The sequence below is a fragment of the Flagellimonas onchidii genome (assembly GCF_004804315.1).
GTDB classification, from domain to species: domain Bacteria; phylum Bacteroidota; class Bacteroidia; order Flavobacteriales; family Flavobacteriaceae; genus Flagellimonas; species Flagellimonas onchidii.
The window spans coordinates 107279-130711 of sequence record NZ_SRXX01000003.1 but is presented as its reverse complement, the minus strand read 5'-3'; the positions used below and the strand labels follow the sequence as shown (position 1 = coordinate 130711).

22 protein-coding genes are annotated in these 23433 nt (G+C 39.3%); 17 read left to right on the top strand and 5 right to left on the bottom strand.

Translation table 11 applies throughout. The features are described 5' to 3' along the window. Positions 1–83: 83 nt before the first annotated feature. From E4661_RS04515 to E4661_RS04505, 3 genes are all read left to right on the top strand, one after another. Positions 84–2180 (top strand): tetratricopeptide repeat-containing sensor histidine kinase, encoded by a 2097-nt coding sequence (locus E4661_RS04515; protein ID WP_136465631.1) that lies wholly within the window; start codon positions 84–86, stop codon positions 2178–2180. A 3-nt stretch (positions 2181–2183) separates the two neighbouring features. Continuing rightward, positions 2184–2873, top strand: a complete 690-nt coding sequence (locus E4661_RS04510) for a response regulator (RefSeq protein WP_313779183.1) — start codon at positions 2184–2186, stop codon at positions 2871–2873. Positions 2874–3049: 176 nt separating this feature from the next. After that, the gene (locus E4661_RS04505) at positions 3050–3703 is read left to right on the top strand and encodes a hypothetical protein (RefSeq protein WP_136465630.1); all 654 of its coding nucleotides are present in this window, start codon (positions 3050–3052) and stop codon (positions 3701–3703) included. A gap of 49 nt (positions 3704–3752) precedes the next feature. On the opposite strand, the gene glyA is transcribed toward E4661_RS04505, so the two are convergent. Next, positions 3753–5027: a serine hydroxymethyltransferase gene (gene glyA / locus E4661_RS04500; protein ID WP_136465629.1), complete on the bottom strand. Its 1275-nt coding sequence runs from the start codon at positions 5025–5027 to the stop codon at positions 3753–3755. Between the two features lie 251 nt (positions 5028–5278). On the opposite strand from glyA, the gene E4661_RS04495 reads away from it, so the two are divergent. Beyond that, the gene (locus E4661_RS04495) at positions 5279–6484 is read left to right on the top strand and encodes a hypothetical protein (protein ID WP_136465628.1); all 1206 of its coding nucleotides are present in this window, start codon (positions 5279–5281) and stop codon (positions 6482–6484) included. Positions 6485–6570: 86 nt separating this feature from the next. Here E4661_RS04495 and ytxJ read toward each other — a convergent pair whose 3' ends face one another. Further along, positions 6571–6960: a bacillithiol system redox-active protein YtxJ gene (gene ytxJ, locus E4661_RS04490; RefSeq protein WP_136465627.1), complete on the bottom strand. Its 390-nt coding sequence runs from the start codon at positions 6958–6960 to the stop codon at positions 6571–6573. A 144-nt stretch (positions 6961–7104) separates the two neighbouring features. On the opposite strand from ytxJ, the gene clpB reads away from it, so the two are divergent. Then, a complete protein-coding gene (gene clpB / locus E4661_RS04485) occupies positions 7105–9702 on the top strand; it encodes an ATP-dependent chaperone ClpB (RefSeq protein ID WP_136465626.1) in 2598 nt (865 codons plus the stop codon). Between the two features lie 227 nt (positions 9703–9929). Further along, on the top strand, positions 9930–10526 hold the full coding sequence (locus E4661_RS04480; protein WP_136465625.1) for a TetR/AcrR family transcriptional regulator: 597 nt from the start codon (positions 9930–9932) through the stop codon (positions 10524–10526). 8 nt (positions 10527–10534) lie between these two features. Here the strand turns inward: E4661_RS04480 and E4661_RS04475 are convergent, their stop codons facing one another. Then, the gene (locus tag E4661_RS04475; protein ID WP_136465624.1) at positions 10535–12040 is read right to left on the bottom strand and encodes a PorP/SprF family type IX secretion system membrane protein; all 1506 of its coding nucleotides are present in this window, start codon (positions 12038–12040) and stop codon (positions 10535–10537) included. A gap of 71 nt (positions 12041–12111) precedes the next feature. On the opposite strand from E4661_RS04475, the gene E4661_RS04470 reads away from it, so the two are divergent. Further along, the gene (locus E4661_RS04470; RefSeq protein WP_136465623.1) at positions 12112–12642 is read left to right on the top strand and encodes a histidine phosphatase family protein; all 531 of its coding nucleotides are present in this window, start codon (positions 12112–12114) and stop codon (positions 12640–12642) included. On the opposite strand, the gene E4661_RS04465 is transcribed toward E4661_RS04470, so the two are convergent. Next, positions 12639–13382 (bottom strand): DUF6503 family protein, encoded by a 744-nt coding sequence (locus E4661_RS04465; RefSeq protein ID WP_136465622.1) that lies wholly within the window; start codon positions 13380–13382, stop codon positions 12639–12641. The two genes, E4661_RS04470 and E4661_RS04465, sit on opposite strands and share 4 nt — an antisense overlap. Before the next feature lie 80 nt (positions 13383–13462). Between E4661_RS04465 and smpB the strand changes: the two genes are divergently transcribed. Beyond that, the gene (gene smpB / locus E4661_RS04460) at positions 13463–13924 is read left to right on the top strand and encodes an SsrA-binding protein SmpB (protein WP_136465621.1); all 462 of its coding nucleotides are present in this window, start codon (positions 13463–13465) and stop codon (positions 13922–13924) included. Here the strand turns inward: smpB and E4661_RS04455 are convergent. After that, positions 13921–14562 carry a protein-L-isoaspartate(D-aspartate) O-methyltransferase gene (locus E4661_RS04455; RefSeq protein ID WP_136465620.1) on the bottom strand — a complete coding sequence of 214 codons (642 nt, stop codon included), beginning with the start codon at positions 14560–14562 and terminating at the stop codon, positions 13921–13923. The two genes, smpB and E4661_RS04455, sit on opposite strands and share 4 nt — an antisense overlap. A gap of 114 nt (positions 14563–14676) precedes the next feature. Here E4661_RS04455 and E4661_RS04450 point away from each other — a divergent pair, with 114 nt between their 5' ends. Genes E4661_RS04450 through E4661_RS04410 form a run of 9 tightly spaced genes read left to right on the top strand, consistent with a single transcriptional unit; the run spans position 14677 to position 23405 of the window. Continuing rightward, positions 14677–15642, top strand: a complete 966-nt coding sequence (locus tag E4661_RS04450) for a Gfo/Idh/MocA family protein (RefSeq protein WP_136465619.1) — start codon at positions 14677–14679, stop codon at positions 15640–15642. Positions 15643–15646: 4 nt separating this feature from the next. Continuing rightward, on the top strand, positions 15647–16534 hold the full coding sequence (locus tag E4661_RS04445) for a 3-hydroxyacyl-CoA dehydrogenase family protein (protein WP_136465618.1): 888 nt from the start codon (positions 15647–15649) through the stop codon (positions 16532–16534). A 6-nt stretch (positions 16535–16540) separates the two neighbouring features. Further along, complete coding sequence (locus E4661_RS04440) at positions 16541–17776, top strand: DUF1015 domain-containing protein (RefSeq protein WP_136465617.1); 1236 nt, start codon at positions 16541–16543, stop codon at positions 17774–17776. 13 nt (positions 17777–17789) lie between these two features. Then, a complete protein-coding gene (locus tag E4661_RS04435; protein ID WP_136465616.1) occupies positions 17790–18452 on the top strand; it encodes a YggS family pyridoxal phosphate-dependent enzyme in 663 nt (220 codons plus the stop codon). A gap of 14 nt (positions 18453–18466) precedes the next feature. Further along, positions 18467–19828 carry an exonuclease domain-containing protein gene (locus tag E4661_RS04430; protein WP_136465615.1) on the top strand — a complete coding sequence of 454 codons (1362 nt, stop codon included), beginning with the start codon at positions 18467–18469 and terminating at the stop codon, positions 19826–19828. After that, a complete protein-coding gene (locus tag E4661_RS04425; RefSeq protein WP_136465614.1) occupies positions 19825–20664 on the top strand; it encodes an ion transporter in 840 nt (279 codons plus the stop codon). The genes E4661_RS04430 and E4661_RS04425 overlap by 4 nt, the downstream gene beginning before the upstream one ends. After that, positions 20661–21584: a tRNA (adenosine(37)-N6)-dimethylallyltransferase MiaA gene (gene miaA / locus E4661_RS04420; protein WP_136465613.1), complete on the top strand. Its 924-nt coding sequence runs from the start codon at positions 20661–20663 to the stop codon at positions 21582–21584. Before E4661_RS04425 ends, miaA begins: the two co-directional genes overlap by 4 nt. Next, positions 21577–22071, top strand: a complete 495-nt coding sequence (locus E4661_RS04415) for a gluconokinase (protein WP_136465612.1) — start codon at positions 21577–21579, stop codon at positions 22069–22071. Before miaA ends, E4661_RS04415 begins: the two co-directional genes overlap by 8 nt. Further along, complete coding sequence (locus tag E4661_RS04410) at positions 22068–23405, top strand: GntP family permease (RefSeq protein ID WP_168796326.1); 1338 nt, start codon at positions 22068–22070, stop codon at positions 23403–23405. The genes E4661_RS04415 and E4661_RS04410 overlap by 4 nt, the downstream gene beginning before the upstream one ends. The last annotated feature ends 28 nt before the right edge of the window (positions 23406–23433 follow it).

The following is a 23433-nucleotide window of genomic DNA, read 5'->3' as shown; positions in this document are numbered from 1 at the left end:
CCCCTAATCCCATCCGATTTGGGGCTTTTTTTATACCTTGTAGTAGAAGAAAATAAATAATCGCCTATTTTTATCATACCAAGTTGAAAAACAAGGGTTTAATACTACTCCTTATTATTCTTGCCAGTTGCGGAAGGCAATCCCAGGATAAGACCATTACTACATTACCTGAATCGAAAGCTATTAATGGTTGGATAAATATTGCCAGAGATAGTGTTCCATTATCGTTGGACAACAGAAAAGACTATTTACGAATGGCCGAGTCAAAGGCTAATTCAATTACTAATGATACAATCCGTTTGGACCACCTTTCCAGAATCTCCCTTGCTTATAAAAAATTGAAAGATTCATTGGAATTTAGACAAATGAACCTTAAGGTTCGGCAATTATCCGAAGATGATGGGATTTTTAAAGCGTTAGGTGAATCCCATTGGGATCTGGCCGCTTTCTTCAAATCTTATATGGTTATGGATAGTGCCTATTTTCATTATCAACAGGCTTTTAAAAGTTTTGATAAGCTACCAATAGATTCCACTTCCCAATCTCTTAGAGGAAGGATTTTATATAATATGGGATCGATTCAAGATTATTTTAAAGATTATCTAGGTGCTGAAACAAATGCAACCAAAGCCCTACGCATTTTTAATGATTTGGATGATGAGCTAAGGATCTATAATTGCAACAATATGCTTGGTGCGATTAACAGTAATATGAAGAATTCGGAAAAGGCGCTGGAATATTATATGAAAGCAAGTGTTTACTTGTATAATCCCAAAAGTTCTCATAATAAAAATCTTATATGGCAAAACCAAAATAACATTGCCAGAGTGTTTATGAGGAATGGAGATTATGAGAAAGCAGAGGGGTCATATACCAAACTGATAAATGATTATGATTTAAGGTCACTTAATCCAGAATTATATTCCACCGTTCAAGTCAACCTTGCTTATACTCTAATGAAAAAAGAAAAGGATATTGCCAAATCCCAAAACCTGCTTCAAAGTTCCATCGCCATCAATGACAGTATAGGTTTTTCAATGGACCAAGCCCGGGCAAAACAATATTATGCTGAAATTTTAGCCATACAAAAAGATACGCTTAAAGCAGTACAAGTTGCAAATGAAGCATTGGTCCTGGCAGAAGAAACTTCCAACAATGAGCACTTTTTGGAAGTACTCCGGTTATTGACCAATATTGATGTAGGTAATGCAGTCGCTTATTCCAACCAATATTATACTCTAAGTGAAAAGATAAAGGAAGAAGAACGTATGATCCGCGATAAATTTGCCCGAATCCGGTTAGAGACCGATGAGGTCATTGAACAGAACGAGGTACTTACCCGACAAAAACAGATTTGGATCGGGGCGGTTTTAGGGCTGATTACACTTGGTTTGGCATTTTTCACTATTATTTCGCAACGTATTACCAATAACAAACTAAAGTTTGAACAAAAACAACAAGAATCCAATCAAGAAATATACAACCTTATGCTCTCCCAGCAGGGCAAGTTTGAAGAAGGTAAACAACTGGAGAAAAAACGCATTTCAGAAGAACTACACGATGGAATTTTGGGCCAAATGCTTGGTATTCGATTAATTCTTAGCGGATTGAACGAAAAAGAAGATCCCTCATCCGTAGAGCAACGTTCCGAGCTTCTCGAAAAACTCCAAGGTGTGGAGGAAGAAATACGTACCATTTCGCATGAACTTAGTGATGCCTCTTATCAAAAAATTCATAACTTTATTGTATCCATCGAGGAGTTGATCAATACCACTAGCAAGTCTTCCGGAATTGAATGTTCTTTTAAATATGATGAGGATGTAAAGTGGGACAGCATGGTAGGGGATATTAAAATCAATGCCTACAGAATCGTGCAAGAATCACTTCAAAATTGCGTCAAACACGCTCGTTGCCAAAAAGTGGATGTCAATTTTAGTGTTAAGGAAGGATTGTTGAAATTGGTAATCGCCGATGATGGAGTCGGTTTTGATACTGGCAAGGGCAAACGTGGCATCGGCCATAGAAATGTGATTTCGAGAGTCGAAAAGCTCAACGGAACCCTAAGTTTAAATAGTAAAAAAGGTAAAGGCACTATAGTAACCGTTGTGTTACCTACACAATATGTTCAATTGGAGAGTCAGGCCGATATCATTGAATATAGACAAATGTTGAATGTTTAAAGTATGGAAGAAAATCAAGATCAAATAAAGACGTTACGCATATTAGCGATAGATGATCATGAAATGACCATGTTGGGCTACAAATTTATACTTGAGCGAATTGTTTTCGAGGGTCACAACATTATTTTGGATACAGCCAACTCGTATGAATCGGGCAAACAAATGATCGAGGATTCTGTGCACGCCTTTAAATATGACATTCTTTTTCTTGATGTCCAATTGTACCCTCCGAACGAGAATCAGCCGCATTCTGGAGAAGAGCTTGGTGTATTGGCACGCCAGCTAGTACCCGACACAAAGATTGTTTACATGTCCTCCTTTGGGGACAGTTACAGAATCAACAGTATTCTTACCTCGGTGGATCCAGATGGTTATTTGGTGAAATCTGATATTGACCCCAAGACTCTGGAAGAGGCCGTCAAAGTAGTAGCCCTTAATCCACCATATTATTCCTATAAAGCACTGGCCGCGATTAGAAAGAAAATGGCCAACGATATCAATTTAGATGAAAAGGATAAAAAGATTTTATATCATTTATCCATTGGCACCAAAAACAAGGATCTCGAAAAGTTCATTCGATTGTCCCCTTCCTCAATTGAAAACAGAAAACGACATTTGAAATCTCTTTTTGGCACAGAAAACGAGAATGATCTTGCCTTGATTTTGGCTGCAAAAAATCGTGGTTTTATTTAGTGGGCTGTCAATCCTAAAAAAAACTTGCGGACACAAAATGTCCGCTTTTTTTTGAATTTGATTCAAAATAAGCCCAAAACACAAGAAAAACCCCAGAATTTTTAAGGATTTCCTCCAATCTGAAAAAAAAGATTCGTTTTAACTTTGGTAGAGAACATTATAACAATCTACCAAATATGCCATTCCAAAAAAAATCCGACTATAAATTCCCCCTTGACGGAATAAGCAGTTTTATTATTGCGCGAGGCTTGGAGGAGTTTACACGTTCGTTAGAAAAAGACTTTTTTGCAAAGGTCTCCATTCAGTGTGTTTATCTTACGGAAAAGCACAGGGCGGACCTTACTGTAGAACTCCAATGTAATTTTGCATTGACCGAAGGCATGCATTACTTCAACAGTGAAAGCTGGAGTGGAGTTGAGCAGACCATAGAAGAATCCGAATCAACACCATTTTATACGGCGTACAAAACACTGAGTCTATTAAATAAAGGTGCCGTTGATATTGCAGAAATCTCTTTACACTTTAACGATACCTCTATAATAATCAATAGGATATATAATCAGAGTATTCCCGAACAGCTTGGAAACATATTGGATAGGCTAAGTGAACACTTTGTTTACTTTACCAAAGGACTTACTGAGATGCCCTATGAAATTTTTGTTCCGGTATTCGAAGATATCCCTCCTCAGCTTCCCGAATCAAAGCAAGAAAAGCCAAGTTATTTTGACTATTGGGGTCTCTATTTTGACGACGGCAATAACCATGACGCCAAAGTCTATAATTTAAAAACCAAAAAACTGCTAAATGAGGATTTGTTTCTTTTAGATTAAAATCCTTTAAAGTTATCTAAGTAGAAATCCAATTATTCCCAAGTTGGTTCTAACCATTAAACAAAGGTCTTGACTTCATAAGTTCATTGACCTTTGTTTTTATTTGAGCAATATTTTCCTCGTTTTCTGAATCTGATAATACAGCATCAATAAATTCGACTATGGTTTCCATGTCAGATTCCTTGAGTCCTCTAGTCGTAATTGCAGCTGTTCCAAATCGAATACCCGAAGTAATAAATGGAGATTGGTCATCAAATGGGACCATATTTTTGTTGGCCGTAATAGCTGCCTTTTCCAATGCTTTTTCAGCGTCCTTACCCGTAATGTTCTTATTCCTAAGGTCAATCAACATCATATGGTTGTCCGTTCCGTCCGAAATTACTTTGTAATCTCTTTTAACAAATGCCGCTGCCATTGCCGCTGCATTTTTCTTAACCTGTAGCATATAATGTAAGAAATCATCAGAAAGCGCTTCCCCAAAAGCAACTGCCTTAGCAGCTATTATATGTTCTAATGGTCCACCTTGGTTTCCAGGGAAAACTGCTAAATCCAACAAAGCGGACATTTTCCTAAGGTTTCCATTCTTCAAACGTATACCAAATGGATTTTCGAAGTTCTTTCCCATCAAAATCAGCCCTCCTCGAGGACCACGAAGTGTCTTGTGAGTCGTGGTCGTTACAATGTGACAGTGTGGAATGGGATCATTCAAAATGCCCTTTGCAATCAAACCTGCAGGATGCGATATATCTGCCAACAAAATAGCATTGACACTATCCGCTATCTCCCTGAAGCGTTTAAAGTCCATATCACGGGAATAGGCCGATGCTCCTGCAATTATCAATTTTGGCTGTTCCTTTGTAGCAATCTCTTGGATTTTATCATAATTCAACGTGCCCGTTTCTTTATCTACACCGTAGAAAACAGGATTATACAACTTACCAGAAAAATTAACCGGGGAGCCGTGGGTAAGGTGTCCTCCATGGGAAAGGTCAAAACCCAAAATAGTGTCACCAGGCTTAAGACAAGCATGATACACCGCAGCATTGGCCTGAGAACCAGAGTGAGGTTGTACGTTCGCGTATTCCGCACCAAAAAGTGCCTTGGCACGGTCAATGGCCAACTGCTCTACCTCATCCACTACTTCACAACCTCCATAATATCGTTTCCCAGGATAACCTTCGGCATATTTATTGGTCAAAACCGAACCAGCTGCCTCCATAACCTGTGGGCTGGTAAAGTTTTCCGAAGCTATAAGCTCAATTCCTTCTAACTGTCTAGTTCTTTCATCCTCGATGAGGTCAAAAATCTGCTGGTCTCTTTGCATTTGCCTTTAAATTAAGAAGTCCCAAAATTACGAATAGAATGGGAATTTGAACTGAAAAAAAAATGAGGAGAGGAAGTATTTTATCAAATGACAATTAACAATGTGCTTTAGGTAGAAGATTGATGAAAAACAGCTTGTTTTTATGTATTTCATCGATATTATACTACCGTTTACCCTTTTTCGTTACTAAACTAGAGGTTTTTGGCACGGCTGTTGGAAACCTCCTAAAAAACCAATAAAATCGAAATGCCATGAAAAAAACATTACTCATTAGTTTATTGATCATACTTACGGCCTGTGGCGGGGTCAAAAAAACCCAAGAAGCCCTGAATAGTGGTAACTATCATTCAGCCATGAACAGGGCCATCAAGAATCTAACGGAAAACAAGACAAAAAAAGGTCATCAAACCTATGTTTTGTTGTTGGAGGATGCTTTCGCAAAAAATGCGGAACGCGAAATGGAGGAAATATCGTTTTTGAATCGAGATGGTAACCCGGCAAACTTGGAAACCATTTACAACAAGTATTTGCAGCTGAAGCGAATTCAGGAGCGAATCAGACCATTGATGCCCCTTCCTATTTATAATGAAAACAGGAACGCCTCTTTCGACTTTGTCAACTATGATTCCAAAATTGTTTCTACCAAGAACAACCTTTCTGAATACTTGTACAACAATGCAAATGGACTACTGTCTTCTGCAAAGCAAAAGGCTGATTACAGAATTGCATACGAAGAATTGAAATACTTGCAGGAAATCAATCCAGGATATAAGGAGACCATTGCCAAAATGGACGAGGCCTATACCCAAGGACTTGAATATGTAAGGGTTGAAATCGGAAATGATACACAACAGATCATCCCGGAAAGATTGGAAGAAGAATTACTGGACTTCAATGCATATGGCATTAACAACTTTTGGATGGAGTACCATGCCAATCCTGTGGCCAATGTTAAATATGACTATGCGCTTAATCTCGACTTTAGGGAAATCAACGTTTCACCTGAACAAGTAAACGAGAAGCAGATTATAAAAGAAAAACTGGTCAAAGATGGTTATAAATATGTTCTGGATGATAATGGAAATGTAGCCAAAGACAGTCTCGGAAATGACATAAAAGTTGATAAGTTCAAAAAGGTGAAGTGCAACTTTTACCAGTTCACGCAATTTAAAGCTGCCCAAATCGGAGCTAAAGTTAGTTTTACGGATTTGAAGAGTGGTCAGGAAATCAACTCTTATCCGTTAAGCAGTGAATTTATATTTGAGCACGTATATGCAAATTATAGAGGCGATAAGAGAGCTTTGGACACAGATCTTATCACTTTGCTTAACGTTAGGGCTGTTCCGTTCCCTACCAATGAGCAAATGGTTTACGATGCCGGTGAGGACCTAAAGTTAAGGTTAAAGTCCATTATTGCCCAGAACCGGTTTGTTGCGGATAATCACTTCGATGATTAATTAAATTATCAAATCGAGCGTAATCGATATCCATGTTCATTTAAGGATTCAGTATCGTTTGGGCTCGATTTGATAAATACCTTTCTCTACACAAGTTCGCTTAAATCTAAATCTGCAATTGATCCATGCGAAGTATGATAGGTAGCCTCTCCGTTCTTAATAATCAGCAATTGCGGAGATTGGTGCAACACTTGAAATTTGGATGCCACGGCATTGGAAACCTCTCTATGTGCGTGCAGGTCCAAAAAATAGATATCCGCATCTTTTTCCACCTTATAATTAGAGGTAAACATATTCAATACCATTCTGCTTATTCCGCAAGTTGTAGAATGCTTAAAGATGAGCTGGGTATTTGTTTTGGAATTTTCTGCAATATCATCCAATTGCTCCAGAGAGGTCAAAGGTATCCATGGAATTTGTTTTTCTTCTCTCCCTTTCTCTTCTTTATTGCCAAATAAGCTATTGAATATTCCCATGCTGTAAATTTAATAGATATGTCGAGCCTTTTCAAAAAGCTTACAAACTGACGAAATGTCCTTTATTTTTAGGGTTTTACAGACATTTTGACGGTTCATTGCTTGTGGTAGGGTTGTTGACCAATAGATGTAAAAACATTGAAAATGAACTTTAACAATTTTACCATAAAATCACAAGAAGCCATTCAGCAAGCGCAACAGCTCGCTCAAGGGCTTGGACATCAACAGATAGAAAACGAGCACCTTTTTAAAGCCATTTCAGACGTAGATGAAAATGTGCTTCCCTTTATTTTAAAAAAACTGAATGTAAACACCTCCCTACTCCATCAAATTTTGGAAAAGGAATTGGAAAGTTTCTCAAAAGTATCAGGAGGCGACATCATGCTTTCAAGAGAGGCAGGAAAATCCTTGAATGAAGCTAGTGTTATTGCCAAAAAAATGGGAGACGAATTCGTTTCCATAGAACATCTGCTATTGGCAATTTTCAAATCCAAAAGTAAAATCGCCCAAATCCTAAAGGATCAAGGGGTAACAGAAAAAGATTTGACCGCAGCCATCCAAGAACTTCGGAAAGGTGGAAAAGTAACCTCACAAAGTGCGGAGGACACCTATAATTCTTTGGATAAATACGCTAAAAACCTGAATCAGTTGGCAGACAGCGGTAAGCTGGACCCTGTTATTGGACGGGACGAAGAAATTCGAAGAGTACTCCAAATCCTTTCCCGAAGAACAAAAAACAATCCTATGCTGGTTGGAGAGCCGGGTGTAGGTAAAACTGCCATTGCCGAAGGATTGGCTCACCGAATTGTTCAAGGTGACATTCCCGAAAACTTGAAAGACAAAATCATTTACTCCTTGGATATGGGAGCACTTATTGCCGGCGCAAAGTACAAGGGAGAGTTCGAAGAACGTTTAAAATCCGTAATCAAAGAAGTAACCTCATCCGATGGAGACATTGTACTCTTTATTGATGAAATACACACTTTGGTAGGTGCCGGGGGCGGTCAAGGTGCCATGGACGCGGCAAACATTCTTAAACCTGCACTCGCCAGAGGTGAACTGCGAGCCATAGGGGCCACTACCTTGGACGAATACCAAAAATATTTTGAAAAGGACAAGGCTCTTGAACGAAGGTTTCAAAAAGTGGTCATTGATGAGCCCGATACGGAAAGTGCAATTTCTATTCTTCGTGGAATCAAGGAAAAATACGAGACACACCACAAAGTTCGTATCAAAGACGAAGCGGTAATTTCTGCTGTGGAACTTTCACAACGTTATATCACAAACCGGTTTTTACCGGACAAGGCTATCGACCTTATGGATGAGGCAGCATCAAAACTTCGGATGGAAATCAATTCCAAACCTGAGGAATTGGATGTGTTAGACCGAAAAATAATGCAGCTCGAAATTGAGATTGAAGCCATAAAAAGAGAAAATGACAAGCCCAAATTGCAAAGCTTAAATCTCGAATTGGCGAACCTGAAAGAAGAACGTAATGAGATTTTTGCCCAATGGGAAAGTGAAAAAAGCGTGGTGGATAATATCCAGAAAACAAAGCAGGATATTGAAAACTATAAACTCGAAGCAGAGCGCGCTGAGCGAAATGGTGATTATGGAAAAGTAGCAGAGCTCAGATATGGAAAAATAAAAGAGTCTCAAGAAAAATTGCAGCAATTGCAAGATGAGTTAGCAAATCAACAAAGTGCAGGAACATTGATCAAGGAAGAAGTGACCAATGAAGATATTGCAGAGGTTGTTGCCAAGTGGACGGGTATTCCTGTTACCAAAATGATGCAGAGCGAACGCGAAAAATTGCTTCAATTGGAAGATGTACTTCATAGACGCGTAGTGGGTCAAGAAGAAGCTATAGTTGCCGTTTCGGATGCCATACGGAGAAGTAGGGCCGGCTTACAAGACGCAAAAAAACCTATAGGCTCCTTTTTGTTCCTCGGCAATACTGGTGTAGGAAAAACAGAATTGTCCAAAACGTTGGCGGCCTATCTTTTCGATGATGAAAATGCCATTACCCGTATTGACATGAGCGAATATCAAGAGCGTCATTCTGTGAGCAGATTGGTGGGAGCACCTCCCGGATATGTCGGGTATGATGAAGGAGGACAACTGACCGAAGCCGTTCGGAGAAAACCGTATTCCGTAGTTCTGCTCGATGAAATCGAAAAGGCGCACCCCGATACTTTCAATATTCTCTTGCAGGTATTGGATGAAGGAAGATTGACAGACAACAAAGGTCGTGTAGCGGATTTTAAGAATTCCATTATCATTATGACCAGTAATATGGGAAGTCAGATCATTCAAGAAAAGTTTGAGGATGCTGTTGACCCTGAAAATGCTGCAGATGCAGCTCGAATAGAGGTAATGGGTCTACTGCGGAAAACTATTCGACCAGAGTTCTTGAATCGTATTGATGATATAATTATGTTCACACCGTTGAGCAAATCAAATATCAAGGAAATTGTGCGGTTACAACTGGATTATCTTAAAAAGATGGTTGCCAAACAGCATATTACCTTGGATGCTACGGAAGAAGCCATTGCTTATTTAGCGGAAAAAGGATATGACTCACAATTCGGTGCAAGACCTGTAAAACGATTGATTCAGAAAGAGGTGCTTAACAATCTGTCCAAAGAATTATTGGCAGGAAAAATAAAGGCCGACAGTATTGTTTTATTGGATTCTTTCGATGAGCAACTGGTCTTTAGAAACCAAAATGAATTGGTGTAATGGCATGCTGTGTCACACTGAGCCTGTCGAAGTGTTTTTCGAATAAAGAAAGTACTCAGTCAATAGTTGTCTATCCTTCGACAAGCTCTGGATAACAGCTCTACCCAACATATCAAATAGAATTATTAGCCCTTATTGTGTTAAAATAAAGGCTTTTATGTTTTTAATATACCATACAGTATCTGATTTTTATATATTAGCCATACCCAGAACCAACCCGAACCACTATGACCAAAAAAGCAGAAAGGACTACCGCCTACATTATTGAGACGGTTGCACCCATATTCAACAAGTATGGATATGTAGGTACCAGCATGAGTGATCTTACCGATGCAACCGGACTTACCAAAGGAGCCATTTACGGAAATTTTGAAAACAAGGAAGCACTTGCTTTATCAGCTTTTGAATTTAACCGAAATCATTTGTTGGCGGTCATAGATGAAAAATTGGATGTTGATGGTGGAGCCTTGGACAAAATATTCAACCTATTAAGATTCTATAAGCAGTACGATGTATTCACTCTTAATTTGGGAGGTTGCCCAATATTGAATGTTGGCGTGGACGCTCAAAATAACAATAAATTATTGGCCGCGGCAGTAAAAGAAACCATCAAGGAAATTGAAGGTAAAATAGCTTTGGTTCTGGAAAACGGAATCAAAACTGGTGAGATTCATTTGCCCGTCCCCCCATTGCAATTTGCGAAACAGTTGTTCACAATGCTTCAGGGCGCCATCTCAATGAGTACTATGACACGTGACAGAAAATACTTGATCAACACCATTGCGTATCTAGAACATTTGGTTCAAAAAGAAATTAAGAAATAATTTCATACTCAATCTCTTCGCACCCTAAAAATCCAAGTCTTCTCCGAATACTTGCCAAAAAACTTGCTATCCCTAGCTTTTCGAGCTTCTTGCATGGTATCATAGCGTTCCAGATACACATAATTGAACTTGTTCTGACTTCTATAAAAGGATTTAGGGCTCAGTCCTTTCTTTTTTAAGGTGGCTATAAAATTTTCAAAATACCGCTTGGTGCCAAATACATTGGCGATTAGATAAAATCCTGGCTCCAATCCATCTGCGTCGGTGACTTCTTGATACTTTTCATTTGGTTTCACCTCTACTACTTGTTGCCGGATTTGAGCTATACTATCCTTTCTTTTTTCTTCCAAAAGCAATCTTTGTGCTTCTTGCTGCGCTAGAGCAATGGAATCTCGTTGCCGTTCTTGCTCTGCCAACAGTTGCTGCTGCCTCTGCTGTTCCTTTCTTTCTTCCTCGGTCACCCGTATCTGCTCTTCTCTTACCTTTCTTTGAGCTTCTTGCTGATCTTGTATCTTTTTAGCCTCCAAAGCTTCACGTTCTTTTCTTTCTTCTTCTGCCCTAATACGCGCTAACGCCAATTCGTCATCCTTGTCTACATCAAACCCTACCACTTTTTTTCGAGCATCACTTTTTCCAAAATGGTAAGAAGCCACCAACTCCAATGTTGATTTTTCGTTACCAAAAGCATCATCAGTCGCAAATTCTAACAACGCTCCTATAGAGAATTGTCTTGCAAGTGTAAAACCAACCCCACCTGATGGACCATAAAAATTATTATATCCGCCTTGAACCCAAAATATGGGAGTAGAAAGTAGTCCGTTTATACCAAATTGTGTATCCGCTCCCGATATACTCTTCATATAAATTATAGGTCTGACATGGCTTTCTCCATATGATGATAGAAGAGCAACCGGAAAGTCGTAGCTGATCGTCCCTATAAATGCCGAAGTGCTTTCCGTTTCTGTGTCTTTCGATAGACTGAAATCCGCTGCATTCTCAATGGCAAGACCCAAGCCAAATCCATCCGCTTGTAACCGCACCGCAGGGGAAGCTGTAACAATAAAACCGCTGCTGTCTTCTCTTGGGGGTTCTCCATCAGGAATTACAGCATCATCGGCAAGCTTTTGTTGAAAACCAAACACATTCGCTCCAAAAAACAATCTTACACCATCCAAAGAAATTGCGTGAACATAGTTCAAATTCGCACCTGTATTTAAATAAACTCCAGTGTTGTGCTGCAAAAAGCCTACACCAAAAGATGAATCCAGGTTTATACCATGTGTGTAGTTGATGAACAAGCTGGTAGGGTCACCATCAATGGATTGCCATTGCCAACGCGACCATACGGAAAGTGAATTCGGGTTGTTCCAGTCTAAGCTATACGTTGCGTTCAACAAGTTCGCATTGAATTGTGTTAGGTTGTGCTGCCTAAAGTCTGCTGGCAAATCAACCTCCTGGGCCGAGGAAAAACAGGAAATCAATAATAATACTGTTACAACGAAAAACTTAGACATACGAGAAAATGAAAATTAAACGTTACTTTTAGGTATCAACAAAGTAAAAAGGGGACTTTAGAACAATTATTATGCGAATCACCAAACTTCTGATTGCGGTTGCAATTCTTTCTATTGGAAATATTAGCTGCAATAATTCTAATAAAGATAGCGAAATTACCGATCCTATAATCTCGACTTTTTACTTTATCCGACATGCGGAAAAGGATTGTACAGATCCTGAAAATCATGACCCCGAACTAAATCAAGATGGTTTAATGAGAGCAGTTCGCTGGGCAGAAGTATTTGATCCAATTGATATTGATGTTATTTATTCTACCAACTACGAGCGAACTTCAATGACAGCTGCTCCTACATCAGTCAAGAAAAATATTAACGTTAAGTATTACGACCCTAGAGATTTGGATATAGTTGCCTTCAAGACTGAAAATTCTGGAAAGAACGTCTTAGTCGTGGGACACAGCAATACCACACCAACATTTGTGAATAATATGTTGGGTTTTGAAAAGTATGAACAGATGGATGATGATGATAACAGCAGTCTCTTTATTATCCGAATCATTGATGGTGAAGCTACTGATATTCGCCTAAAGTTGGATTAATTTTCGGTTACTGTTACTTTTGAAAGTTCAATTTTGGAGAGCAAATCCAATTCTCCTTTTTCAAACAATTTCCCAATATCCAAAATATCAGAACCCCTAGTCTGGGGTTTGTAATTGTTGTAATCAACAAATCGGATTCCATTCACGTAGCGTTCGTTGTAGGCTTCTCGAAAGCGTTGTCCGCCCCCATCCACATGAAAATCATAGGCTAGATAATCTGGCTTAAAAGTTTCCTTATTGAACCAATACACATAAGTGTCATCAAAATCATCCCCGCCCCCAGCTTGATTAAAAGTGACCTTGATCTTGTAGTATATCTTTCCATTAATGCTTTCTTCACCAAGGAGCGTCTTGTTCACTGCTCCATCATTCAATCCGAACGGTAATCGTGCAAAATAATGAACGGAGTTTACCGAATTTGCATAACGATTTGAAATGGAATCAGGTAAATTTACTAGAGTGTCCTTTATAAAACGTTGAAAGCTATTGTTGGTTTTAATATCCAAAATGGTCACACTATCCAATTTTGAAATTCTTTTTAAAGTCTTTTTCCCATCAATATGTTGTGAAACGTACTTTCGATTCCTAAACTCAAAGGAAGTGTTCCTATTGGCATATAACTCTCCACCACTTATTCTAATCGACTTATCCACAATTTCTTGTGCAGAGAGTTTTTTCGGCGGCTTCTCTTTACACGCCACAATCAAAATCAATAAAACACCTATAAAAGCTCTTTTCATGAGTCCCATTTTCCTTACAATCGTAATTTAGCCTGTAACATTACAATTTTCTTTGCAAAGAGTTTCTATTTTTGCCAGCAATGCAGAAAAATATTAACATAAAGAACAAACGGGCCCGATTCGATTATGAAATCTTGGACACCTATACTGCTGGATTGGTATTAGGAGGAACAGAGATAAAATCAATTCGATTGGGCAAAGCATCCATTTCCCAAAGCTTCTGTGAATTCAATGATAAGGGAGAGCTTTATGTAATCAATATGCAGGTAGATGAATACAGTCACGGCGGATACTACAACCACAAACCCAAAGCAGAACGCAAATTGCTCTTGAATAAAAGAGAGTTAAAAAAACTACACAAAGAGGTAGCAGCATCGGGACTTACCATTATCCCCCTAAATCTGTTTATCAATGAAAAAGGACTTGCCAAATTAAATATAGGTTTGGCAAAAGGTAAAAAACTTTACGATAAACGAGAAACGATTAAAGACCGCGATAATAAGCGTAACCTATCTCGAATCAAGAAAGATTTTAATCGCTAGTTTTTATTTTCCAATAAAGGAACAAAGCGGAAAGCGCCCAATTCTTGCTTTTCAAATTCTTTTTCAGACTTTCTTGTGAACAAGGTCATTACCTGATCATCAACACCCACAGGAATAACAAGCTTCCCTCCTACTTTTAATTGGGATAATAAGGGTTTGGGAACCATAGGAGCTCCTGCGGTTACAATTATGCCATCGAAAGGTGCTTCTTCTGGCAAACCTTTATAGCCATCTCCAAAGATTATCTTCTTTGGACGATAACTCATTTTATTAAAAAAAAGCTTTGTTTTTTTGAACAGCTCTTGTTGCCTTTCTATCGTATAAACCTTTGCTTTTAGGTGTAACAGAACGGCTGTTTGATAGCCACTACCTGTGCCAATTTCCAAGATCTTATCATTGGGATGTAGCTTGAGCAATTCGGTTTGAAAAGCCACTGTATAAGGCTGGGAAATGGTCTGTTCCGCACCTATAGGAAAGGCTTTATCTTGGTAGGCATGATCTTCGAAACTACTATCCAAAAATAGATGTCGGGGCACTGTTCGTATTGCATCCAAAACTCCTTTATCCTGTATTCCTTTGGCAGACAGTACCTCTGCCAATTTATTGCGCATACCACGATGCTTCAACGTATCCTTCATGTCTTTGGTCTGGTACACGAATTTAAAAAGTTCTTGAGGATTTTATGGACAGATGCCACCTTATTTTTATGGAAGAATGATCCCATATCCGTATTTTTGACAAAAACCACAAGTATGTTAAAAGTAGGTGTTCTTGGAGCTGGACATTTGGGTAAAATTCATCTTCGGCTGTTAAACGAATCCAGGAAATATGAACTCGTCGGCTTCTATGATCCCGATGAAATCAATGCCAAAAAAGTAGCGGACGAATTTGGTTATACCTACTTTGAGAATATCAACACCCTAATGGATGTGGTGGATGTCGTGGATATTGTAACTCCAACCTTATCCCATTTTGATTGCGCTAAAAAGGCCATTGAAAAAGGCAGGCATATCTTTATAGAAAAACCGATTACCAATACTGCAGAAGAAGCAGAAGAGTTGTTGGGTTTATCCAGAAAACACAATATCAAAGGACAAGTAGGTCATGTAGAGCGTTTCAATCCCGCATTTTTATCGGTAAAAGATAAAATTGAAACTCCAATGTTTATCGAAACACATCGATTGGCTGAATTCAATCCCAGAGGAACTGATGTTCCAGTGGTTTTGGATTTGATGATCCATGACATTGATGCGATTTTGAGCGTCGTAAACTCTGAAGTAAAGAAAATCAATGCCAGTGGTGTTTCCGTTATCAGTAAATCTCCCGACATTGCCAATGCCAGAATTGAATTCGAAAATGGATGTGTTGCCAATCTAACTTCAAGTAGAATTTCTTTGAAGAACATGCGCAAATCCAGATTCTTTCAGCGTGACGCCTATATCTCTGTAGATTTTCTGGAAAAAAAGGTAGAAGTAGTAAAAATGAAAGATGCGCCCGAAAAGCCTGGTGATTTTGATATGATCTTGCAAAATGCAGAGGGTGAAAAAAAGCAGATTTATTTCGAAAATCCGGAAATACAGGCCAACAATGCCATTTTAGACGAATTGGAAACTTTTGCTGACGCCATCAATAATGACACAGAACCTGTGGTGACCTTGGAACAGGGAACCAAAGCTCTTAAAGTAGCTCTGCAAATTATAGAATCCTTTAAAAATTAAGTTGATGAATACAATTGCTGTTATTGGTGCGGGGACCATGGGTAATGGAATCGCTCATGTTTTTGCTCAAAGTGGGTTTCAGGTAAAACTAGTCGATATTTCGCAAGCATCTTTGGATAAAGGAATGGGCACCATTTCCAAAAACTTAGATCGAATGGTTTCAAAAGAAATTATTGGAGAAACGGACAAAGAAAATACGCTAAGTAATATATCAGTATACACCAATTTAAAGGACGGGATACAAACTACAGATTTAGTGGTAGAAGCAGCTACAGAAAATCTGGAAATCAAACTTCAAATCTTCAAGGATTTGGATGAAATCTGCGATGCAAATACCATTTTGGCCACAAACACTTCGTCGATATCAATAACCCAAATCGCCGCGGTTACCAAACGGCCTGAAAAGGTCATTGGAATGCACTTTATGAATCCTGTTCCCATTATGAAACTGGTCGAGATCATAAGAGGATACAGTACTTCGGATGAGATCACCCAAACCATTATGGAACTGTCAAAGCAATTGGGCAAAACTCCAACTGAGGTGAATGATTACCCAGGTTTCGTGGCCAACAGAATTTTGATGCCCATGATCAATGAGGCGATTGAAACCTTGTTCAATCAAGTCGCTGGCGTACAAGAAATCGACACTGTAATGAAATTGGGTATGGCACATCCCATGGGACCGTTACAGCTAGCAGATTTTATCGGGTTGGATGTATGCCTCTCCATTTTGAATGTGATGTATGATGGTTTTAAAAATCCAAAATATGCGCCCTGTCCCCTATTGGTGAACATGGTCATGGCAGGAAAACTAGGTGTAAAATCAGATGAAGGATTCTATGATTATTCCGAATCAAGAAAAGCGGAAAAAGTAGCTGCTCAATTCAATTAGACTCCAATGGCCCTGATAAAACCCTTTAAGGCCATTCGTCCCACTCCCGACAAAGCCGCTTTTGTTGCTTCACGTTCTTATGAAGAATATTCAAAAGACGAACTCAGATCGGTATTGAGATATAATCCCTTTTCTTTTTTGCACATTATTAATCCAGGATTCAAATTCCATAAGAACATTTCAGGAAAAGAACGCTTTAAGCTCGTGCATAATCGTTATTTGGAATTTTTAGAGGATAATATCTTTCAAAAAGATGACCATCCTTGCTTTTATCTCTACCAAATCACAAAAGGAGATTTGACCACTCTTGGATTCTTTTGTGCCTGTAGTGTAAATGATTATCAAAAGGATGTTATCAAAAAACATGAAGATACCATCCAAAGAAGGGAAAAGCTTTTTGCGGATTATTTGAACACCGTGGGCTTTAATGCCGAACCGGTACTTATGACATATACGGATGATGGTATTATTGGTTCGATATTAAAACAAGAAGCTTCCAAACAACCTGATTACGATTTTACCACTTCCGATAAGGTAAGCCATAAACTCTGGCAAATAGAAAATGTAAAAGTCATTGCGAAGCTTCAACAATCCTTCGAAAAGATGGATGCCCTATACATTGCAGATGGACATCACCGCAGTGCTTCTTCCAATCTTTTGGCTAAGAAAATGAAAGCTAAGCATACATCACATTCCGGTGACGAGGCTTACAACTTTTTCATGACCTATTTGATTCCTGAATCCGATATCAAAATTTATGAGTTCAATCGGATGGTAAGAGACTTAAATGGGTACTCCAAGGAAGAATTCTTAATTCAGTTGGATGCTCACTTCAGAATCGAAAAGAAAGACGACGGCCTTTACAAACCAACCCGAAAGCATCATTTTAGCATGTATTTGGATGGAGATTTCTATTCCCTGTATTTGAGAAAACGAGTCTATGAATTTACCGATGCGCTCAGCGAATTGGATACCCAAATTCTTTACAAAACGATTTTGGAACCTATTTTGGGAATTTCAGATTTACGAAACGACAAGCGTATTTCCTATGGCTATGGAAAACACAATGTCATTAAAATGAAAGACAGTGTGGATAATGGGGAGTTTGCTGTGGGATTCAGTTTGGTTCCCATCAACATGGATGAAATCAAGGCCATAGCAGATGCTGGCTTGGTAATGCCCCCTAAAAGCACTTATATTGAACCCAAACTTCGTAGTGGGTTGACCATCTACGAGTTTTAGAACATAAAAAAATATGTCCATAAAAGATAATCTTACTGCACTAAAAGAAGAGCTTCCAAAGGAGGTTACACTGGTTGCCGTCTCTAAAACCAAGCCTAATGCTTCCATTTTAGAAGCTTACGACGCAGGACACAGAGTGTTTGGTGAGAACAAAATTCAGGAGATGACCCAAAAATGGGAAACCTTACCCAAGGATATTGAATGGCATATGATTGGGCATGTACAGCGTAACAAAGTGAAATATATGGCCGAATATGTGTCGTTAATTCATGGAGTGGATAGTTTTAAGTTGTTAAAAGAGATTGACAAACAGGCTAAAAAACACAATCGGGTAATTCCTTGTCTACTACAAGTTCACATCGCCGAAGAAGAGTCCAAATTCGGTCTAGACAAAAGCGAGCTCGAGGGAATTGTAAATTCCGAAGAGTTTAAAAATTTTGAAAACATAAAAGTGATAGGAGTTATGGGCATGGCTACCTATACGCAAGATCAATCCCAAATTCGAAAAGAGTTTGCTTATCTAAAATCCATTTTTGAATTTTTAAGTGATAAACTTCTTGATATTTCCGTATTGTCCATGGGTATGAGCGGTGACTACACCATTGCCATAGAAGAAGGCAGTACCATGGTCCGCATAGGAAGTAGTATCTTTGGAGCACGCAACTATTCGCAATAATACTACCAAGGTTCATGTACGCCATACTCGATATTGAAAGCACTGGAGGAAAATACAATGAGGAGGGTATCATGGAAATCGCAATCCATAAGTTTGATGGGCATCAGGTTGTGGACAAGTTCATGAGCTTGGTCAATCCAGAGCGAGAAATCCAGCCCTTTGTCGTAAAGCTAACAGGAATCAATAATAAAATGCTGCGCTCTGCCCCCAAGTTTCATGAGGTGGCAAAACGAATTATAGAAATTACGGAAGGAGCCATCATTGTAGCACATAATGCCCAGTTTGATTATCGAATTCTTAGAACCGAATTTCGGAGATTAGGCTATGATTTTCAACGCAAAACCCTTTGTACGGTTGATCTAGCGAAAAAATTATTGCCAGATGCGGAATCCCATAGTTTAGGAAAACTGGTCCGTTCATTGGGTATTCCCATGAGCGACCGCCATCGCGCCAACGGTGATGCCATTGCCACTTTGAAGCTTTTTAAGCTTCTTTTGGACAAGGATTCGGAAAAGACCATTATAAAAGAAGTCACCCGGGAGGAATCCATGGGTGAGTTATCTCCCACCCAGCTCGACATTGTTTCGGAATTACTTTCGGAAACCGGTGTCTATTACATGCATGATAAGGATGGAGATATCATCTTTCTTGGCAAGACAAAAGATGCTAAAAGGAGGGTGAACCAACATTTTACCAATGTGGGTCAATTGGCACGCAAGCTTCAGAAAGAAACCAAAAGAGTCACTTTTGAACGCACGGGAAGCGAGTTAGTGGCCATTCTAAAAGAATATGAAGAACTAAAACGAACAAGACCCAAGCACAATAGCATTGCTAAAAAGAGTCTATTCTCGCACGTAATCAATTTTTCGAAGAATGGAAGCACTCCTATTGAGCTTGAAATCACAAAAAGGAGATTTCAAAAAAACCAGAAGATTGGCTTTAACGGGATTCCTTCAGCAACAAGGTTCTTAAAGAAGATAAGCGAAGAATTTAAAATCAATCCCACTTCTTTAGGCATAGAATTTACCGTTGAACCATCTAAAAATGGTTCATGCCAAGGGTACACAGACAAGGAAAGTATTTTGGAATACAATCAAAAAATAGTCGATGTACTTGATAAATATAGTCTCAGAAATAGAACCATTGCCTTGGTTGACAGAGGGCGTGAATTAGGTGAACATAGTTTCATTTTAATAAAGAATGGTAATTTGAAGGGATATGGATATGCTGAACTCAACCACCAAATAAATAATATTCATATATTAGAATCGATAATCACTCCAATGGTAAGTGATGACAATACCACTTTTATTATTGAATCTTACTTAAGAAAAAATAGTAAACTCAAGGTCTTGGAACTAACACCTGCCCTTTGAAAAAACAAGAAGTACATTCCGGTTGGAAACACCGACTACATGAAATCATTTATGAAGCCGATACTCCTTTAGGCAAGTTTTTCGACATTACACTTATTGTCTTAATCGTCCTCAGCGTTGTTCTTGTCATGTTGGAAAGCGTTAAGGAAATAGATTTACATTACCACCGTATCCTGTTGACCTTGGAATGGGTAGTGACCATTTTTTTTACGCTGGAGTATATCGCACGGTTAATAAGCATCAAAAAACCTTGGAAATACGTCTTCAGCTTTTATGGAATCATAGATTTTGTTTCCACCATCCCTCTTTATCTATCCTATATTTTAGCAGGTTCCCAGGTTTTATTGGCAGTAAGGGCTTTTAGGCTACTGAGGATTTTCAGGATTTTGAAACTGGTCAAATTTATGGGGGAAGCCTCGGTTCTTAAGGCTGCATTGAAAGCGAGCAGGGCCAAAATAGCGGTGTTTATTTATGTGGTACTCATATTATCGGTGATTATGGGAACCATTATGTATTTGATTGAAGGAGATGAAGCGGGCTTCACAAGCATTCCCCGAAGTATTTATTGGACCATCGTTACTTTGACTACCGTCGGATATGGAGATATTGCTCCCCAGACCAATTTGGGGCAATTTTTGGCTACGGTCATTATGATTTTAGGTTATGGGATTATTGCTGTCCCCACGGGCATTGTTACTGTGGAATTCTCCAGACATAAAAATGGAGATAAAAGCAAAAGCGTGGTTCATACCAACACCCAAGCATGTCCTAGCTGTACGGCGGAGGGGCATAGAGACGACGCTTCCAACTGCTATAATTGTGGGGAATTGCTATGAGTGCGAAAACTTTGATTGCAGTTGTCGGACCTACGGCCATTGGAAAGACCAAATTGGGTATTGAAATCGCGCAGCACTTCCAAACGGAAATAATCTCCGCAGATTCCCGCCAGTTTTTTAAAGAAATGAAAATCGGCACTGCGGTGCCATCGTTGAAGGAATTGAATGCAGTCCCACATCATTTCATTCAACATAAAAGTATTCAGGAACCTTATTCGGTCGGGAATTTTGAGAAAGATGCCCTAGAACACCTGGAAAAACTTTTTCAAGAAAAGGATTACGCTGTTATTGTTGGAGGTAGCGGTTTGTATGTTGATGCAGTAATTCAGGGTTTGGATGATTTTCCCAAAACTGACCCTAATCTTAGGGAAAGCTTAAATCAAAGATTTAAGGAAGAAGGGCTTTCTTATCTTCAAGATGAATTGAAGAAAAGAGATTCCAAATATTATGCTGTTGTAGACGTTGAAAATCCTCATAGATTGATTAGGGCTCTAGAGGTATGCATCAGTACCAACAATCCATATTCCTCATTCCTGAATCAAAAGAAAGTGAAAAGAAACTTTCATGCTTTATATGTGGGCATTAAGGCAGATAGAGAGGTCATTTATGAGCGAATCAACCAACGAGTGGACCTTATGTTGGAAGCAGGGCTTTTAGAAGAGGCAAAGCAACTATACTCCAACCGGGACCTAAATGCATTGCAAACTGTTGGATATCGTGAGCTTTTTGAATATTTTGACGGTAATTTCACTTTGGATTTCGCCATTTCCGAAATCAAAAAGAACACCCGAAGGTTTGCAAAAAGGCAACTTACATGGTTGCGAAAAAATGAATCTGTTCTATGGGTGAATTATGATGAAGAACCGTCCGAAATCTTGAAAAAAATAGAACAACATTTAATGGAAGATACAAATGGCTAGGTTCGACAAGGTTTTGGTGGTCATGGGAGTTTCCGGTACCGGAAAATCCACAATTGGTAGATTACTTTCCGAGGCACTCGATATTCCTTTCTATGATGGAGATGACTTTCATCCAGAAGCGAATGTCAAAAAAATGAGGGTCGGAAAGCCACTGAATGACAAGGACAGACAAAGTTGGTTGGAAAAACTGAATGCGTTGGCCTTGGAGCATAAATCGACGGGAGCCATAATAGCCTGTTCGGCGCTTAAACAGCGTTATAGGAATTTGTTGGAAAAAGATATGGGCAGTGCAATCCATTTTATTTATCTGGAAGGCTCTTTTGAGCTTATAAAATCCAGACTGGAAAGTCGAAAAGAGCATTTTATGCCCTTGGAATTGTTGCAATCGCAGTTTGATACACTTGAACCTCCCTCTGAGGCTATTACAGTATCCATTTTCCATTCCCCTGAAAAAATTGTTGAATTAATCAGGGGCGAAATACAATGATAGAGACCAATTTGATCATCGCCGTTCTGGGCGGTATAGCTGTACTGTTATTTTTGATTCTGAAATTTCGGATACACGCATTTTTGGCGCTTCTGATTGGAAGTATCACTGTAGGATTGGTGGCGGGCCTCGATGCCAAAGAAATTATAGATACCATTCAGCAAGGTATGGGGGGTACGCTTGGTTTTGTTGCCACTGTTGTTGGTTTGGGAGCCATGTTCGGTGCTATTCTTGAGGCATCAGGGGGCGCAAAGACCATAGCCGACTTTATGATATCAAAATTTGGATTACAAAGAGCTCCTTTGGCCATGGTCATTTCTGGTTTTTTGATTGCCATCCCGGTATTCTTTGATGTGGCATTTATCATTCTGGTCCCCATGATCTATGCGCTACAACGGAAAACAGGAAAATCACTTCTGCTTTATGCCATTCCACTTTTAGCGGGATTGGCCATCACACATGCCTTTATCCCTCCCACCCCAGGACCGATTGCAGTTGCCGATATCATAGGGGCCGACCTCGGATGGGTAATTTTAGTTGGATTCCTGGCAGGAATTCCGACAGCATTGATTGCGGGCTTACTTTTTGGTAGAACCATTGCCAAGAAAATTTTTGTTGCCGCTCCCACTGAAATAGAAAATTCCACCCCTGCATCATTACCTCCTATTGGTCAGACACTTTGGATCATTGCTCTGCCCATCGTACTTATTTTGCTCAACACCATATCTTCCACTGGAGCCTTGGGCATATCAAATCCGATAATTTTAAAAATGATAGGATTGGTGGGACATCCTTTTTCAGCACTGATTATCGCTAATATATTGGCGTGGTATTTTTTTGGTATTAAAAGAGGATTTACCAAAGCCCAATTATTTGATATCTCTTCTAAATCCTTGGCGCCCGCTGGGACTATCATATTGTTGACAGGAGCCGGTGGGGTATTTAAACAGGTTTTGACCAATACCGGAGCAGGAGAGCTGTTAGCCACCTCGCTGAGCAATGCAGGGTTTCCCATTTTGGCCTTTGCTTTTATAAGTGCGGCTATCGTTCGTATAGTTCAGGGTTCCTCTACTGTGGCTATGATTACTGCAGCAGGATTGGTGTCACCCCTTTTAGGGAATGCTTCATTAAGTCCTGTGGAGCTAGCTTGCATGGTTATCGCCATAGCTTCAGGTGCCAGTATATTTTCCCACGTGAACGACAGTGGGTTTTGGTTGGTTGGTCAATACTTGGGGATTACCGAAAAGCAAACTTTTAAGTCTTGGACCATGATGACCACGATTTTGGCCATTACCGGAATGGCAACAGTTTCGGTACTTTATTTTTTGATATAAAAAAACCACCTAAATAGGTGGTTCGGGA